Raw genomic sequence first — 13,843 nt, 5'->3', positions numbered from 1 at the left:
ATCAAACCCAATATTTCCCTTATAGGTAAAGCGTAATGAAGGATCTTTATCAGCAAGGAACAAAAAAACTCCTTGAGAAACCAGTACCCACTTATCACCAAGCGTATAATGACAGCACCGCTTGGCTAATGTCGTGTCTATCTGAGCTGGCTTATAAACGTTTTAATGAATTTATATTGGGTAATCGTGTGCAACAATTCGTTGACAATAAGCTGTCGAAACTCGTTGTTGATAACTCAATGGGGCAATTAGAGACCTTTGTTTCTATGGTGGAAGGGCTCGCGTATGATCATGAACAAGAGCTTAAGGAACTCAATCAAAGCTTAGCCTATCTTAATGCAGAGCTAATCGACACATTTGATAAGCAAGGTACACAAGCCATTTTGGTCGAAACTGAGCAATACTATGCTCTAGCATTTCGAGGAACGGAAGCCACGAGTGTTCGAGATATAAAGTCAGATGTGAATGCTAAGTTGACAAGCTGTGAGACACAAGGCCTAGTACATTCCGGGTTTAAGCATGCTTATGAACAAGTGGCGAGCGATATTACTTTAGCACTGTCTAGTCTTAAAGACGAAAATAAACCTTTGCTAGTAACCGGCCACAGTTTGGGTGGCGCTATTGCAACGATTGCAGCCAAAAGGTTGATGTTCAAAAATGGTATTGCGGCGTGTTATACATTTGGCGCTCCTCGAGTCGGCGATCATGAGTGGGCTTCGCATATGAAGACTCCAATTTATCGAATTGTCAATGCAGCAGATAGTGTTCCCATGTTCCCGCCCAATAGTGGTGTATTGAGTTTGGTTTCTACACTGCTTTCTTGGATACCAAGTATCGGCCCCAAACTAAAGGATTGGCTCTCGGCTAATCTTGTAGGTTATACACACGTCGGTGATATGCGCTATTTGTCTCATTGCGAGCCAGAGAAATATGATAGCGTTCAAAGGCTTTATCATGTTTCGCTTCCCTACCGCCTTAAGGCGCTTTGGGTTAAAACTATCGCGCCAAATCGATTAATAAAAGACCATTCAGTCAATGTATATCGTAAAAAGCTCAAGTGTATCGCAGAAAAAAGTTGGCTTGGTGATTGAAACCTATACTACCCCCTCATAGTCATATACCTTAATATGCATTATGTAGTAATGATATCTAGTGCTAGTATTATACGGACATAATAATTGAAATATGTCATTGGGCGAATAATTATGGACCTACCACTAAATATCAATCAGTTAGAAGCATTTGTTTTTACGGCCCAACACGGTTCATTTTCTAAAGCGGCAAAGGTTCTTAACAAAGGCAGAACGACTTTAAGTGAGCATGTCAATAACTTAGAGATAGAACTCAATATTGAACTGTTCGATCGCAATACGCGTAACCCTTTATTGCTAACCGATGGAGGGAAAAGGCTGTTGCACCAAGCAAGCTTGATGTTAAGGATGGCAGAACAGTTAAACGTGGTCAGTCAATCAATATCAAATGAAGAAGAGGCAGAACTGACCCTCTCTGTAGCCAGCGTGGTTCCGAATTGTTTAGTGTTAGAAATTATGAAAAGCATTCGCAAACAATTTCCCAATACATCGTTATGTATTACAAATCAAGATAATGAGATTGTACTCGATAGCCTTTTAAATAAAACTACAGATATAGCTCTTGCTCTAACAAAGAGAAATCAAAAAATCATACCGCCCAAAAATCTTAGGGGAGTGTTTTTATGCGATTTACCGTTGAAGTTTTATACCAGTCCAAACTCTGCCCTACAACTCAAATCAAGCATTTCTCACACTGATTTGATCATGGAACCATGCTATTTGCTGAAGTGTTTAGGTGATATGGGGTACAAGGATAGTAGATCATCAACTATTATGCATACATTAGCGCGCATGGATCTTGTCGTTAATATGCTAGATAATGAGGGGTGGACGATACTACCAGAATATTGTCTCTCACATAACTTATACCCGAATAAAATAAAGGAGCTTAATACCGACTTCACGGCTACGAGTCATAGTGCATCGATTGGCATGGGATATTCAACATTTCATATGGGGCCAGTGAAATTGGCGTTAATTGAAGTCATTAAATCATGCTTTAGGCACTTTTTTAGTGCGCAGCCCAGCAAATCATTGCTGTTAGAATGAGGTTAAGAACAAGGCTAGTCGAGTGTTGACTAGCCTTGGCTATCTTTAGGTCAACTTATAAAGTCAGCAAGTAGTTAATCAACTGGCTGTATTCTTCCATCGATTTTATTTTTTCTGATTTGACTATGTATTTGTCATTGACCAGAACACCTGGCACACCAGTTAAAGTGCTTTTCTCGAACTGTTTATCGAAACCTTTCTGCATAGAGTTGACTACAAAGCTGTTATAAGTGGCATCAAACTTTTTCGCATCTACCCCATTGTCGATAAAGATTTGTCGTAGGGCTTTTTCATCTTGTGGTGCGCTGCGCAGCTGATGAATTTGCTTAAACATCGCAGGAACCATACTGTCTTCAACACCAAGAGTTACCATAGTGGCATAGGACTTAGCCATAGGAATAGCCATGTCTTTACCCATAAACGCAACATGAACCTTTTCAAACTGCGCATCTTTGGGAAGTGAAGTTTTCACCTGATTGATAACTGGTTCGAAGTTGTAACAATGTGGGCAGTAGAAAGAGAAAAATTCGGTCACTTTTGGTGTGGCTGATTTTTCTGTCTTTAGCACTTCATAATATGTGCCTTCATCAAATTTTGCTGCATGAGCATTAAGCGTAATGAGAGCAGTTGTCAGTAAAGCAAATAACTTTTTCATCAAATAATTCCTAATAAATACAAATGACTCCGACTATTGTAGTCGGTAATAAATGAGTAAATGATTAAGAACTAAGCAATAGGAGGTCGAAACAAGGTTTGTATACGGGCCACCGATTTTTCTGATTTGTCTGGTCTGATTAACGCGAGAGAACTTTGACGAGTATCTGTTAATTTGAGCTCAGCGAGATAGGGGGCTTTTAGGGCGCAAAAGGAAGCGCAGCCGTGGTGTGCTGTACTGGCTTTACTGTGGTTTTGATTTTTGGCGGAGCATTTTATTTTATGAGTTAGTGAACTATCTGGCGCTATGACCAAAGCTTCTTGAGTGGGCTGAGAAGCAAAAGCGACGCTGATACTGATAAATGCGAAACAAAAAAGCGCAACAATGTATGATGAAAACCGAGTCAGCAAAGTCAATTATCCCCAATGGCAGAAAAACTAGCTTACCGCATTTGGCCTCAATGATAAATGGTGAAAATAAAGTTGAGTCCATTGTAATCGCTGATTGATCTTTTTATATTAATCAATAACATAAAACATACTTCTAATGTTTGATTTAAACTACCTTACAAAAATTAATACACACTATTGATTGATGGGTGAAGCAGGGTGAGCTCTCAGCGCTGTTTGTTACGCTGTTTCTCAATCCTGCCAACGCCTAAGTCGATTTGTTCTTCCAAATATTAATCGCTCTTTCAGATAGCAACTACACTTATATTTATATCTATTAATCTTTTGGTCACTATGGGCGTGTTTGCAGTGTATTGAGCACTAATAACGTATCGCTGATAGCCATTAACAACGTCAAGTTAATGGCTCTTTGTGACTATTATGCTTACGAGGTGGAAATGGTGTTTATGCGTCTGAAGGTGCTGATGGTAACTTGCAGTGTGTTGTACACCTCTAATGGGCTAGCAGGCATTAATATGTCAGAAGTTAATGCCTATGCTTATGAAGGACTTGCCAGCATCTGTGCGACTTCAAGAAAGATATCTGGTGCCCAAGCTCAAGAAATGAAAGCCATTCATGTGGAAAAGAAACGTGAGAGACAGAAGAGAGCTTCTGCAGATACCAGCTTTTCTTATTATGCTGCAAAGCAGTTATGGGGCATTCAAAGAGGAGATAGCCCTTCTTACGAAGAATGCTCAGCGCTTTTAAAATAAAAGAACTGAGCTTTGCGAAGATTATATATCACGCCACAAACAATCTAAGAAAATTTCACGCATAACCTCTCATTAAAGCGATTCAGATTGCGTGCTCCGGCAATAAACGATGCAAAATCCGTCATTGAGTTGTTGCTAGCTCAGTCACCAGAAAATACAAAAAAAGGAACAATGATGTTTATTGTGTCGATAACCTACACCAGTGATATGTCTCAAATTGATAAATATCTAGAGGAGCACATTAGCTACCTAGATAAGCACTATGAAAAAGGTAGCTTTATTGCTTCGGGTAGAAAAGTGCCCCGCACTGGTGGAGTCATCCTTGCCACAGCAGGTAATCGAGGCGATTTAGAGCAAATTTTAGATGAGGATCCGTTCAAGGTTCATCATCTGGCCGATTATGAAATAATCGAGTTTATTCCTACCAAATTTGCTCCTGAGTTTGCGTCTTTAGTTCAGTCATATGGCTAACTATCCTAAAAAGAGCAGGTCGCTCACTCTGTGCTTGAGTTAAGCGTGGTTACGAATATCAATTAAGCGTTATATGGTAAACATGGACAAAATAATCGAACTGATTAAGCAAGACCAAGTCAGAGTATCCGCGCTAGATAGCGTATCTCAACTGAATTTGCCTCAGTGCTATATAGCTGCAGGTTTTGTACGTAACTTAGTTTGGGATTGGTTACATAGTTTTGAGTCGCCAACACCTTTAAATGATGTAGATGTCATTTACTACGATCAACACGAAGCCGATCCAAATGCTTATTTGGCTTACGAAGCCAAATTGAAAAAGTGGCAGCCTGAAGTAAATTGGCAGGTTCGTAATCAAGCCTATATGCATAAACGTAATGGCGATCGGCCCTATTTAAGTACTTTAGATGCTATGAGTTTTTGGGTTGAAAAAGAAACCGCTGTGGCTGTAAGGAAAGTGGGGGTTGATCGTTACGAATGTATTTCCTCTTTTGGTTTTGAGTCACTATTTGATTACTACATTACATATAACCCCAAGAGGTCGCGAGAAACCTTTGAAAGTCGAGTAAACTCAAAAGGCTGGTTAGCTAGATGGCCATCATTGAGAGTTGTCTCATAGCAACTATCTGAGTATCCAAAGCACTTTATATAACCCATCTTTGTCGCTAATTGTTTGAGCTCTTAATTATATGCCCTAAACCGTTCTCTTCTCCTTCGTCAAAGACTGGTCATTTTTGGGCTAGCAGAATTTATCCAAATAAAGATTATGTGGTGTGTATTATGGGCGGCAGGGCGGAGTTTTAAACAGGATGAAAGATCTTGGTTCGAAATGTGATTTTTTCTAAAAGTGACAAAATATTCCAATTTGCGTTTATTTATGTGGTAGAGATTGGCAGTAAAACTCATGAAAAATCGCGTGATATTGATAGTTTTATAGGAATAATGGCTGTCATCAAAAAACTTAATCAAGATCTCAGTATGAAAATAACATCGACATCTGTGGCAGCTAGAGTGGCTCAATTTGAAGACCTAACGAGAAGTATACCTATCAAAAAATGCTCTAACGTTTTTATTAACCAGAGGGATACCCCTAGCGTTCGAGATCTTATTCGTAAATTCAGTAGTCAGCCAGAAAAGCCGATAAAAAATATTAAATTAGAGGCCACTGCATCTAGCTCACCCAACAGAATCAATCAAGAAAAACATGCCGCTAACTTAATTGGAGAGACATTCAAAGCATATAAGCAAAGAAAAGAAGCCAAGGCGGTGAATGAGCTTGGTGTTAAGACATTAACTAATTCAAAAGCAAGCAGAAGCTATTTTTATGATCAGAAAGGTCAGTTTCTTAGTCGAACACCAGATAACTTCCAGAAAGGAGGAAAGGGTGGCTTTAAGCAGCTTGTACGAAGAGATGACCAATTTGTTCAACTTCATATTCACAGATTAGATGAAAATCTTAACCAGCGAAGTTACAACCAGTTAGCCAATAGTACTTTGCAAGGTTACGAATCCATATGTAAGGCTCAGTTCGTCAATCCTACGACCATGATTGCACATAATGGGGGAAAGGAAGTTGCCTCTCTCATCGATGAAGGTAAATCTGTAAAGCTTCTTGCATTTAAAACGTTACTAAGTGATCTAAAAAACTTGCACGAAAAATCTATTTATTTCCACGATATTAAACCTGAGAATCTAACATTCGACGATAAAATAGTCAGGCATATTGATGTTGAGAACCTTATTGCACCAGGTTACAACACAAGGGATGAAGGTATAGTATGTTCACCATACTATATTACTCAACATCTGCTGAACGATATTGAGTTTGGTGATAACAAGGACCATGCGAGTCGAAATCATGATAATTATGCGGTGCTTAAGTCGATAATTGAGGCTACGACAGGGTCTTTTTTTGATGAGAATAATAGAGCTGACGAAGACGCTTCAATGCCAGTATTCGGAATGGGGGAGAAATCTTTGGGTCGCGCAAGAGTATGGATTCAAGAGAATGTTTTGCCTAAATGGCAAAATAATGCTGAACAGTTGCTTAAGTGTCCGGGGACTCAAACTAAACCAGTCGCGGTTTTTGACATGATTGATTGGGCTTCAGTAGAAAAAAGTGATTTGGCCTGATTATTTCAAGGTTGTCGAAAGATGACCAGATATGCTCGAGCTAACCAAAGATGACTTCAATGGTTAGCGACTCATTCTGATTGAGAAACGATAAAGAACCTGTGCCCGAGTTAGGCATAGAGACTTGAAGCTCATTATATATCTTCGAAGCATTCACTAATCACCAGACTTGCTTTTAATTAAGCGTCTGGTGATTTTTGTTATAATGCATAGGCTTAACTGAGTTTGCTTAAATGGATTCCTTTGCAATCAATGCAACACCATCAAAGTGAATGCCAGACCAGCCGTGTTGGATAAAATTGCGGATGTTAGCGTGATCGGTGCCATTTGGATTATTTAACACATCGTCACGATAGAACTCGCCGAAACAAGCCAAGGTTGATGATTCATCTAAGCCTTGCAGTTGTGCGAAGGCAAAGATCTTACAAGAGCCATTGTTTTGTCCCGCTTGATTTTGAGTTTCTCCGTTTACAAAGCTGACTGGATGAAAGTCAAAGTGTTCGTCGATCACCTGTATTGACTGTTCAAACATAACCTCATTGGGTGTGCTAGTCAGTCGTTTTAGAAACTTGTCCATTGATCTCTTTCCTTACAGTTGAATAGACTAACTACTATATCACTAGGAAGAAAGAAAGTTAGCCCTCAAACGGTGAAAGAACCGTTTGGGGACGTATGAGTGCGCTTTAGTTATTTAAAACGGTGACTGACTGTTGACTTGGGTAAAGCGGCTGTAAAGCTTTGCAACTTCTTCTGGATCAAATGCCTCTGTGTAGGTTAACTCACTGAGGCGGTGAGTAATGTTTTGCAAATCATGGGAGCGTTGCTGAGCTCTATGCTGGTAACGTTCGAATGCTCTCGGAATATCAAAAAAGTTTGATGCCAAGCTTTGGGCGAGAATAAAGGTGTTCTCGATACCAAGACTAAAGCCGATGCCCATGGTGGGTAAAACGGCGCAGCACGCATCACCAAGCAGTACGGCATTCTCGCGTGACCATTGTTCAAATGGGGCAATATCAACCAGAGGTGAGGGGATAATTTGCTCGTCAGGTGTTTGGGCAATCATGTCTAGAAGATAAGGCGAGTAGTGAGCAAAGTGTTCGAGTATTTTTTGCTTGTCTAATGCTTCACCAGATTCCATTTTGCAGGCTGCAAACCAGTACTTGCCTTGTGTTTCACGATTATAGGTGTAGGTCACAATGCGTGATTGCATTCCAGCAAATACATAACATTCCTCATCGCTTAGCGAAGGGCTGTGATAATCAACCATGCCTCGGCAACAATACACGCCGGGTTGACGAAGAGTGACATTAGGAGCAACAAATTTTCTTACCTGAGAAAATACCCCATCAACACCGACAATAACGTCCGCCACCAATGGTTCACCGTTAATAAGTATGGTGTCATCTTCAACGGTACAATGTTGCCCTGTGATTATGTTCTCTTCGCCATAGGTGTCGAGTAAAAGCTGATAAAGGTCGCGGCGGTGGAATAGACCAACATCTGCATTTACTTTGCCGTTGACTTGTTGCATTGAAAGCTGGTTTAGTACTTTAGCATTAAACGTCGCGGTAGTGAGAAGATCGACCGTATTACCAATGCGCTTTACTTTGGCGGCGTCGGTTAGTGCAGCTAGCACTTGCATACCTTCCGGCCACATGATGATACCAGTCCCATCAATGCGCGGTTTATCAGACTTTTCATAAACGCTTGCCTCAATACCAAACATACGCAGAGACAGGGCTAAAGCAAGCCCGTTAAGGCCCGCACCCACGATGGCTACATTCAGAGACTTTTTATCCATTTCATATTACCAAAAGTGACTTATATCAGCTTTACGGTAACAGGAAGGGTTATCGACGGGTAGTGAAAAGTCGTATTTTGCTGTTATTTGATGCAAAGTTAATCTTTAAGAGAATGTGTGTGGATTTGTTTAATGATATTTATACTTTTTAGAGAGTTTGATAGGCGAATCGACTATAAGTAAAGGCTGTAATTCATTCATAAGCGGGTGAATGAATCTGGCCCCGATGAGCGAAAAGAAATGATGGCAAAAAAATCAATGCGTAAACTAATAATGAGAACGGCTTGCCTAACGGGACTGATGAGTGTGTCTGCTTGCTCATCATTTGTTAGTTTGGAGACACCGAATAAAAATGATAGGGTTCAGTCGATTGTTATTCATTACACTCAGGAGACAGAAGAAAAAACGCTCAAGCTTTTTAGTAGCCCTGAAGCTAATGTCAGTGCTCACTTTGTGGTCACGGAAGAAAGCATCTATCAGCTTGCGGATCTTAACCAGCGCGCATGGCACGCAGGGAAAAGTTTTTGGCGCGGAAAAAGTGGCCTTAATGACACGTCAGTCGGCATTGAATTAGTCTATGAGGTGGATTGTTATCGTTTGGAAAATACAGGAACCCCGACTCAGACAATGACGTGTTTGTATCCTGATTACCCACCAAAACTAATAGAAAATCTGATTAAGGTGCTGGATAAGATTTATCAGACTTATCCTGATATTCAGCCTGTCAACCTTGTCGCTCATCAGGACATTGCACCAACGAGAAAAAGCGATCCTGGACCTAAGTTTCCTTGGCAGTATGTGTACAGCAAAGGTTATGGGGCATGGTATGACAGTGATGATTACTTGAGAGAATACAGCAAGCTTTTATCCCAACCTCTCAATCCTGATATTTTCTTTAGAGCTATCGAGTATTACGGATATCCCCAAGTAACGGATTCGAACAAAACCGATGTGATTAAAGCATTTCAAACGCACTTTACACCTTGGTTAATCAGTGGCGAAGTGACTCCCGAAAGCATGGCGGCGATTCTTGCGCTACTCAATAAATATGAGCAGGAGCACTACCTTGAAATCAGCTCAGAAATGGATGGTTTTATGTTGCTTGAGCCAGAAAGTGCTTACTGATTTTGACATGTCTACTGAACCCCAAAGCCAGCATTTGGGGCTCACTGAGTTTTGTTAGGTTTTGGGTGAGGGTTTTTGGTTGTCTACGACTTGCAGTTTTGCACGAATAAATTCGCTGTGGTCGACATAAATAAGCTCCGCGGTTTTGCGAATGACGGCGTCTTCTAGCGGGTCTATTTCACCATCGGCATTGGCGACTTCCCACATTGATTGAATCAGATCAAAACGTGCTGCTTGGCTTAATTCCCTCAGCTGAGAGGTAAATTCGTAGAGCGATGCGGATTGACGGCTTTTAGCTTGCGCACGCGCGATAAGCTCTGAGGCTTCTTCGCTACTTGTATCTAGCAAACGAGCAAGTAAGGTATTTTTAGCCTGAGTTTCCGCCTCATCCGTTTTATGGTCAGCATTGGCAACTTCACACAGCAAGCATGCCATGGCTAGATTTGGGTCCGCGCTGTCATGTTTGCTGAGGTCATTTCCCTCGACTAACTGCTTAAAAAGCGCCGATATGGAATTCAACATGTTATCTGCCTCGAAATTCTGTGTTATTTCTATAGATAGTGATTATTCTCGACGAGCACAAGTGCTTTGACAAAAAGATGACTTTTCATCAAGCGGTGGAAAGTCGATTTCATTGCCTTCTCCAGTCAGTATTGAGATGCGTTTAGGCTTACCATGTTCATCAAGCTTTAACTCCCCAACCGCACTGGCATTGACTAGATATCGAGACCCACCAATATTTGGTTGGCGTTTTTTAACTTTGAGCCGCTTGCGCTTGGTAAAGAAGTTCAGCGGTGAGCTAGGTGAGTAGAGTACTCTATCTATATGATCACAACATCCGAGTAAGGGCTCTGGAAACTGGTTCTTGAAACCACTCGAAGTAATTTGATAAATGTTGGGGCTAGAGCGACGAAAACGAAGCTTAACATCATAAGCGAAAGAGTAATGCACATCACCGGAGAGGATAACGAAATTGCTCGGTGTTTTGGTGTGAGTAAAAATACTCAGCAGGGTATTGGCACTGCCTCTGTGCGCCATCCAGTTTTCTGCATCAATCACCAACGGCTGGCCCATCATGGTCATGCTTTTTTGTAAAGCTTCTATGAATTTAACGCCAAAAATAGGGGCGGCAGAGACCACAATGACTTTATCTTGGTACATCAACTCTTGTTGAAACTCGATAAGGGCCTCCCAGTCCATTAAGCCAGAGGGCTTGTTCATCTTAGACTCTGAACGCCAGCGACGAGTACGAGTATCAAGTACTACCACTTTGGGTGAGGTATCAATTGTGTAGTGCCAGCGCTCAAAACTGTATAAGTAGCGGATAAGATCTCTATGGTGTTGCTCAGTCGGCTGCTTGAAATAGCCGAGAGCAAGAGATAAAAACTCCTGATTGAAGTTATCAGGCTCGTTCCCCCAACCTTGACATAACCAATAAGCAATCAGGGCATTACCAATGATCTGATGCGAAAACGGGTTAGTGTAGGCCGCTTGCTCCCATCCTATGGTGAGATTCCAGTCATCGGTTACATCATGATCATCGAAAATCATATAGGTGGGAATATGAGCAAAAAGCCGTTGGACTTTAGCCAGCGCTTCAATAAAACTCCCCAGTCTCTCGTATTCGCCTTGCCATTTCTGCTGATAATGTTCAGAAATCGTTTTGCCATTGGGGGTAAACGCTTGGTCGCTTAGGCGATCTCGATTGATGCATGGCCACAGAGTAGGGGACCAGACTAGCAAATACATGGCAAAGTATTCAGCAAAAGTGATGAGGTGGTTTTCACTTTCACGCGCACTGAATATGGGGATATGCCGTTTAGGTAAGAATTTACGGATCCAAGTCTCTTCGCCAAAGTGATGAGGAAGTATGCTATCTCGCCCATAAAAGCTATCTGGGTGCAAATATAAGTCTTTGGCGGAGCTAAGTGGTCCGTCAGGGAAGGTTTCGTCGGGTAATCCTAATAACTCGATAGTCTGAAGTATGGCGTCAAGTAAAGGGCCTGATACGTGGTCTGCATATATTTGATCGCCACTCATCATCAGCATATCGGCTCTCTCGCCCAAAGGTTGCGATGCGAGCTTAGTATCCATAGCGACTAGAGCATCTTTACTAGGATGATCCGGGTTACGACATGAGCCGTGTAAAACGTAATCCGCTTTAGTGGAAATCTTAAAAGTCAGTGCCTGCTCATTATCATGCAATAAATGCGGGTATAACTGACTGAGCGGGCCATTTTGAGTATGAAATTCGTAACTTAGCGCTACATTGGTTGGAAAGTGGTGCTCGAAGTGAGCCAGAGTGACATAGCAATGCTCTCCAACCTTAACTTGATGACATTGTTCAAGCGACTGTTCAAAAATAACACCACGATCGGGTTCATGATTGAGAGAAAACTGTCCTTGTAGAGGTTGGCTAGTCACCAGCCAAAAAACCAAATCCTTGGCGGAGGACTTTCTTAAGATTGGGCCAGCCAATAGAAAAGGGAGTTGATGTTCTGTCTTCATTAAATATCTGTTGGGTCCTTGGGTACTTCTGGGTCTTCTAAGATCTCTATGATTTCAGAGCTCGACATTTCATGGCCCATGAGAAATAGGGCCAGCATAGCATCTGCTTTAGTTTTTGTATCGGAACTTTCATCGATAATGCGCTCAAATCTTTTACGAATCATATCAATCTCATGCTCAACAAAGCCGCGTCCTTCCTCATCGCCTTGCATTTCTTCTGGCGCATTGTCGAATTCAAGGAATAACATTTCTTGGTCAAGCTGAGTGCTAACCAAACGTTCTGGCAGCCATATATCGCCAGTTACCAGCTCTGGGTCTTGAGTCTCATCGAGTGAGTCGATAATTTTCTTTAAGTCTGAAGCTTTCACGATTTTTTCAATTTTCGGTAAAGGTATACTCTTATAGTAATGGTGAATTGCATTAAGCGATAAGTAAAAACGTATTTAGTTTTATCAGCTTTGTACAATTTCGTCTGCTCTGTAATTTTAAGGCATAAAAATGAACAGCATACAGACATATTCAGCGCTGATGATTTTAATAACAACTCCTACCAGCTTTTCTTTTGCACAAGATCAAACTTGGGGCATTGCTGCGGTTTATCGCTCAGCATCGATTCCTTTTGTGACGCCTGATAATGATCAAGCTGTCGGCTCCTTTGTTCCAATGATGTACTTTGATAATCAGCAGGTATTTATTGATGGATTACAAGGTGGTGTTTACCTGTGGCAATCAGAAGATGAGGCTCTAGAGTTTAACGCGCTGATGCGTCTAAGGTTTGTTGATATTCCTGCTTCTGCCCAAAATGCCAACGGTGGAGATGCGGTCGATTTTGGCGCCCAGTTGGGGTATGCCTTTAACGATACGTGGCGAGTCAACACCGAGTTAATGACAGACGATGAGTTTCGGTTTCACGCCAATTTTGCCCTTAAAGGCGAGTATGAGTACCAAGATTGGCAGGTGAATCCCTTTGCCGAGATCAGGTATAAAGATGCTGACTTTAATACTCAGTATTATACGTTTTCGGCCTCAGAGGACGAAAAACTTGGCGCAGGTGTCGATTTTAGAATAGGGGTTGATGCCCGTTATCACTTGTACTCAAACCTCTATTTATTGGGCTCAACTAGTGTTCGTCGTCTTGATAGCAACGCTTACGACTCTTCAACGGTTGATGACAGATATCAGGGTGAGGTGTTTGTTGGCTTTGGTATATTTAATAATCAGTCTCATGACTCGACAGCACCACATAACAACTCTAAGTACATACGCCTTGCTCATGGCTGGGCTACGCCGTCTAACATAGGTGAAATACTCACACTAGACACTCAATCTGATCAATATGACAACCAAATGAGTTCTTTGTTTTATGGCCACCCGCTGACAGACCAATTGTTTGGCGTGCCGATCGATGTGTATTTCACTCCGGGTATTGCTCATCATTGGTCTTCCGAAGTGCAATCTGCCAGTACAGAATATATCGCGGCGATTAAATTTTATTACACGATTGAATGGCCTTTTAAATGGCGGCTGGGTTTTGCTGAAGGTATGTCTTTTATTGATAGCATCACTTACATAGAACAGGCTGAAATGGATGAAAAAGGCTACAACGCCAGTAATCTACTCAATTACTTGGATTTATCACTTGATGTGAATCTAGGAGACCTATTTGGTTATTCTGAGCTCAACAAAGTGTGGTTTGGGTATTCACTTCATCACAGAAGCGCAATATTTGAGCAAGCGTCCCAGTATGGCCGAATCAAGGGTGGCAGTAACTACAACACAATTTATTTTCAATTTGAGTTCTGATCCCGAACGTCATAGGTAAGCCACTCTTATTGTCTCGTTAATCC

Annotated in this window: 14 protein-coding genes; 8 read left to right on the top strand and 6 right to left on the bottom strand. The window is 41.5% G+C overall.

From position 1 onward, the window contains the following. Positions 1-35 precede the first annotated feature (35 nt). Both FIV01_RS08835 and FIV01_RS08830 read left to right on the top strand, forming a co-directional pair. Positions 36-1,091, top strand: coding sequence for a lipase family protein (locus tag FIV01_RS08835; RefSeq protein ID WP_152430677.1), 1,056 nt, complete (start codon positions 36-38; stop codon positions 1,089-1,091). A gap of 87 nt (positions 1,092-1,178) precedes the next feature. After that, on the top strand, positions 1,179-2,141 hold the full coding sequence (locus tag FIV01_RS08830; protein ID WP_152430676.1) for a LysR family transcriptional regulator: 963 nt from the start codon (positions 1,179-1,181) through the stop codon (positions 2,139-2,141). 55 nt (positions 2,142-2,196) lie between these two features. On the opposite strand, the gene FIV01_RS08825 is transcribed toward FIV01_RS08830, so the two are convergent. Continuing rightward, positions 2,197-2,796, bottom strand: a complete 600-nt coding sequence (locus FIV01_RS08825) for a thiol:disulfide interchange protein DsbA/DsbL (RefSeq protein WP_152430675.1) — start codon at positions 2,794-2,796, stop codon at positions 2,197-2,199. A gap of 874 nt (positions 2,797-3,670) precedes the next feature. On the opposite strand from FIV01_RS08825, the gene FIV01_RS08820 reads away from it, so the two are divergent. The 4 genes from FIV01_RS08820 (at position 3,671) to FIV01_RS08805 (ending at position 6,562) form a co-directional block, all read left to right on the top strand. Then, a complete protein-coding gene (locus tag FIV01_RS08820; protein WP_152431697.1) occupies positions 3,671-3,958 on the top strand; it encodes a hypothetical protein in 288 nt (95 codons plus the stop codon). A gap of 87 nt (positions 3,959-4,045) precedes the next feature. Further along, a complete protein-coding gene (locus tag FIV01_RS08815) occupies positions 4,046-4,429 on the top strand; it encodes a YciI family protein (protein WP_415846742.1) in 384 nt (127 codons plus the stop codon). 82 nt (positions 4,430-4,511) lie between these two features. Next, positions 4,512-5,048: a nucleotidyltransferase family protein gene (locus FIV01_RS08810; protein WP_152430674.1), complete on the top strand. Its 537-nt coding sequence runs from the start codon at positions 4,512-4,514 to the stop codon at positions 5,046-5,048. Between the two features lie 212 nt (positions 5,049-5,260). After that, positions 5,261-6,562, top strand: a complete 1,302-nt coding sequence (locus FIV01_RS08805; RefSeq protein ID WP_152430673.1) for a protein kinase family protein — start codon at positions 5,261-5,263, stop codon at positions 6,560-6,562. A gap of 229 nt (positions 6,563-6,791) precedes the next feature. Here FIV01_RS08805 and FIV01_RS08800 read toward each other — a convergent pair whose 3' ends face one another. Together FIV01_RS08800 and FIV01_RS08795 are read right to left on the bottom strand one after the other, a co-directional pair. Next, complete coding sequence (locus FIV01_RS08800; RefSeq protein ID WP_152430672.1) at positions 6,792-7,139, bottom strand: HopJ type III effector protein; 348 nt, start codon at positions 7,137-7,139, stop codon at positions 6,792-6,794. Positions 7,140-7,253: 114 nt separating this feature from the next. Beyond that, entirely contained in the window at positions 7,254-8,363 is a 1,110-nt protein-coding gene (locus tag FIV01_RS08795; protein ID WP_152430671.1) for an FAD-dependent monooxygenase, read from the bottom strand. Positions 8,364-8,621: 258 nt separating this feature from the next. Here FIV01_RS08795 and FIV01_RS08790 point away from each other — a divergent pair, with 258 nt between their 5' ends. Then, a complete protein-coding gene (locus FIV01_RS08790; RefSeq protein ID WP_172971827.1) occupies positions 8,622-9,488 on the top strand; it encodes an N-acetylmuramoyl-L-alanine amidase in 867 nt (288 codons plus the stop codon). A 54-nt stretch (positions 9,489-9,542) separates the two neighbouring features. On the opposite strand, the gene FIV01_RS08785 is transcribed toward FIV01_RS08790, so the two are convergent. The 3 genes from FIV01_RS08785 to FIV01_RS08775 are packed head-to-tail and all read right to left on the bottom strand — an operon-like array spanning position 9,543 to position 12,364. Then, on the bottom strand, positions 9,543-10,010 hold the full coding sequence (locus FIV01_RS08785) for a tellurite resistance TerB family protein (protein WP_152430669.1): 468 nt from the start codon (positions 10,008-10,010) through the stop codon (positions 9,543-9,545). 42 nt (positions 10,011-10,052) lie between these two features. After that, entirely contained in the window at positions 10,053-11,996 is a 1,944-nt protein-coding gene (locus FIV01_RS08780; RefSeq protein WP_152430668.1) for an alkaline phosphatase D family protein, read from the bottom strand. Continuing rightward, entirely contained in the window at positions 11,996-12,364 is a 369-nt protein-coding gene (locus tag FIV01_RS08775) for a VC1380 family protein (protein ID WP_152430667.1), read from the bottom strand. The genes FIV01_RS08780 and FIV01_RS08775 overlap by 1 nt, the downstream gene beginning before the upstream one ends. 160 nt (positions 12,365-12,524) lie before the next feature. On the opposite strand from FIV01_RS08775, the gene FIV01_RS08770 reads away from it, so the two are divergent. Beyond that, positions 12,525-13,799, top strand: a complete 1,275-nt coding sequence (locus tag FIV01_RS08770; RefSeq protein ID WP_246210452.1) for a MipA/OmpV family protein — start codon at positions 12,525-12,527, stop codon at positions 13,797-13,799. The last annotated feature ends 44 nt before the right edge of the window (positions 13,800-13,843 follow it).

Origin of the sequence: Vibrio aquimaris, from assembly GCF_009363415.1 — a bacterium.
Classification (GTDB): domain Bacteria; phylum Pseudomonadota; class Gammaproteobacteria; order Enterobacterales; family Vibrionaceae; genus Vibrio; species Vibrio aquimaris.
The sequence above is the reverse complement of the archived record's forward strand: the minus strand, read 5'-3'. Positions and strand labels throughout refer to the sequence as shown.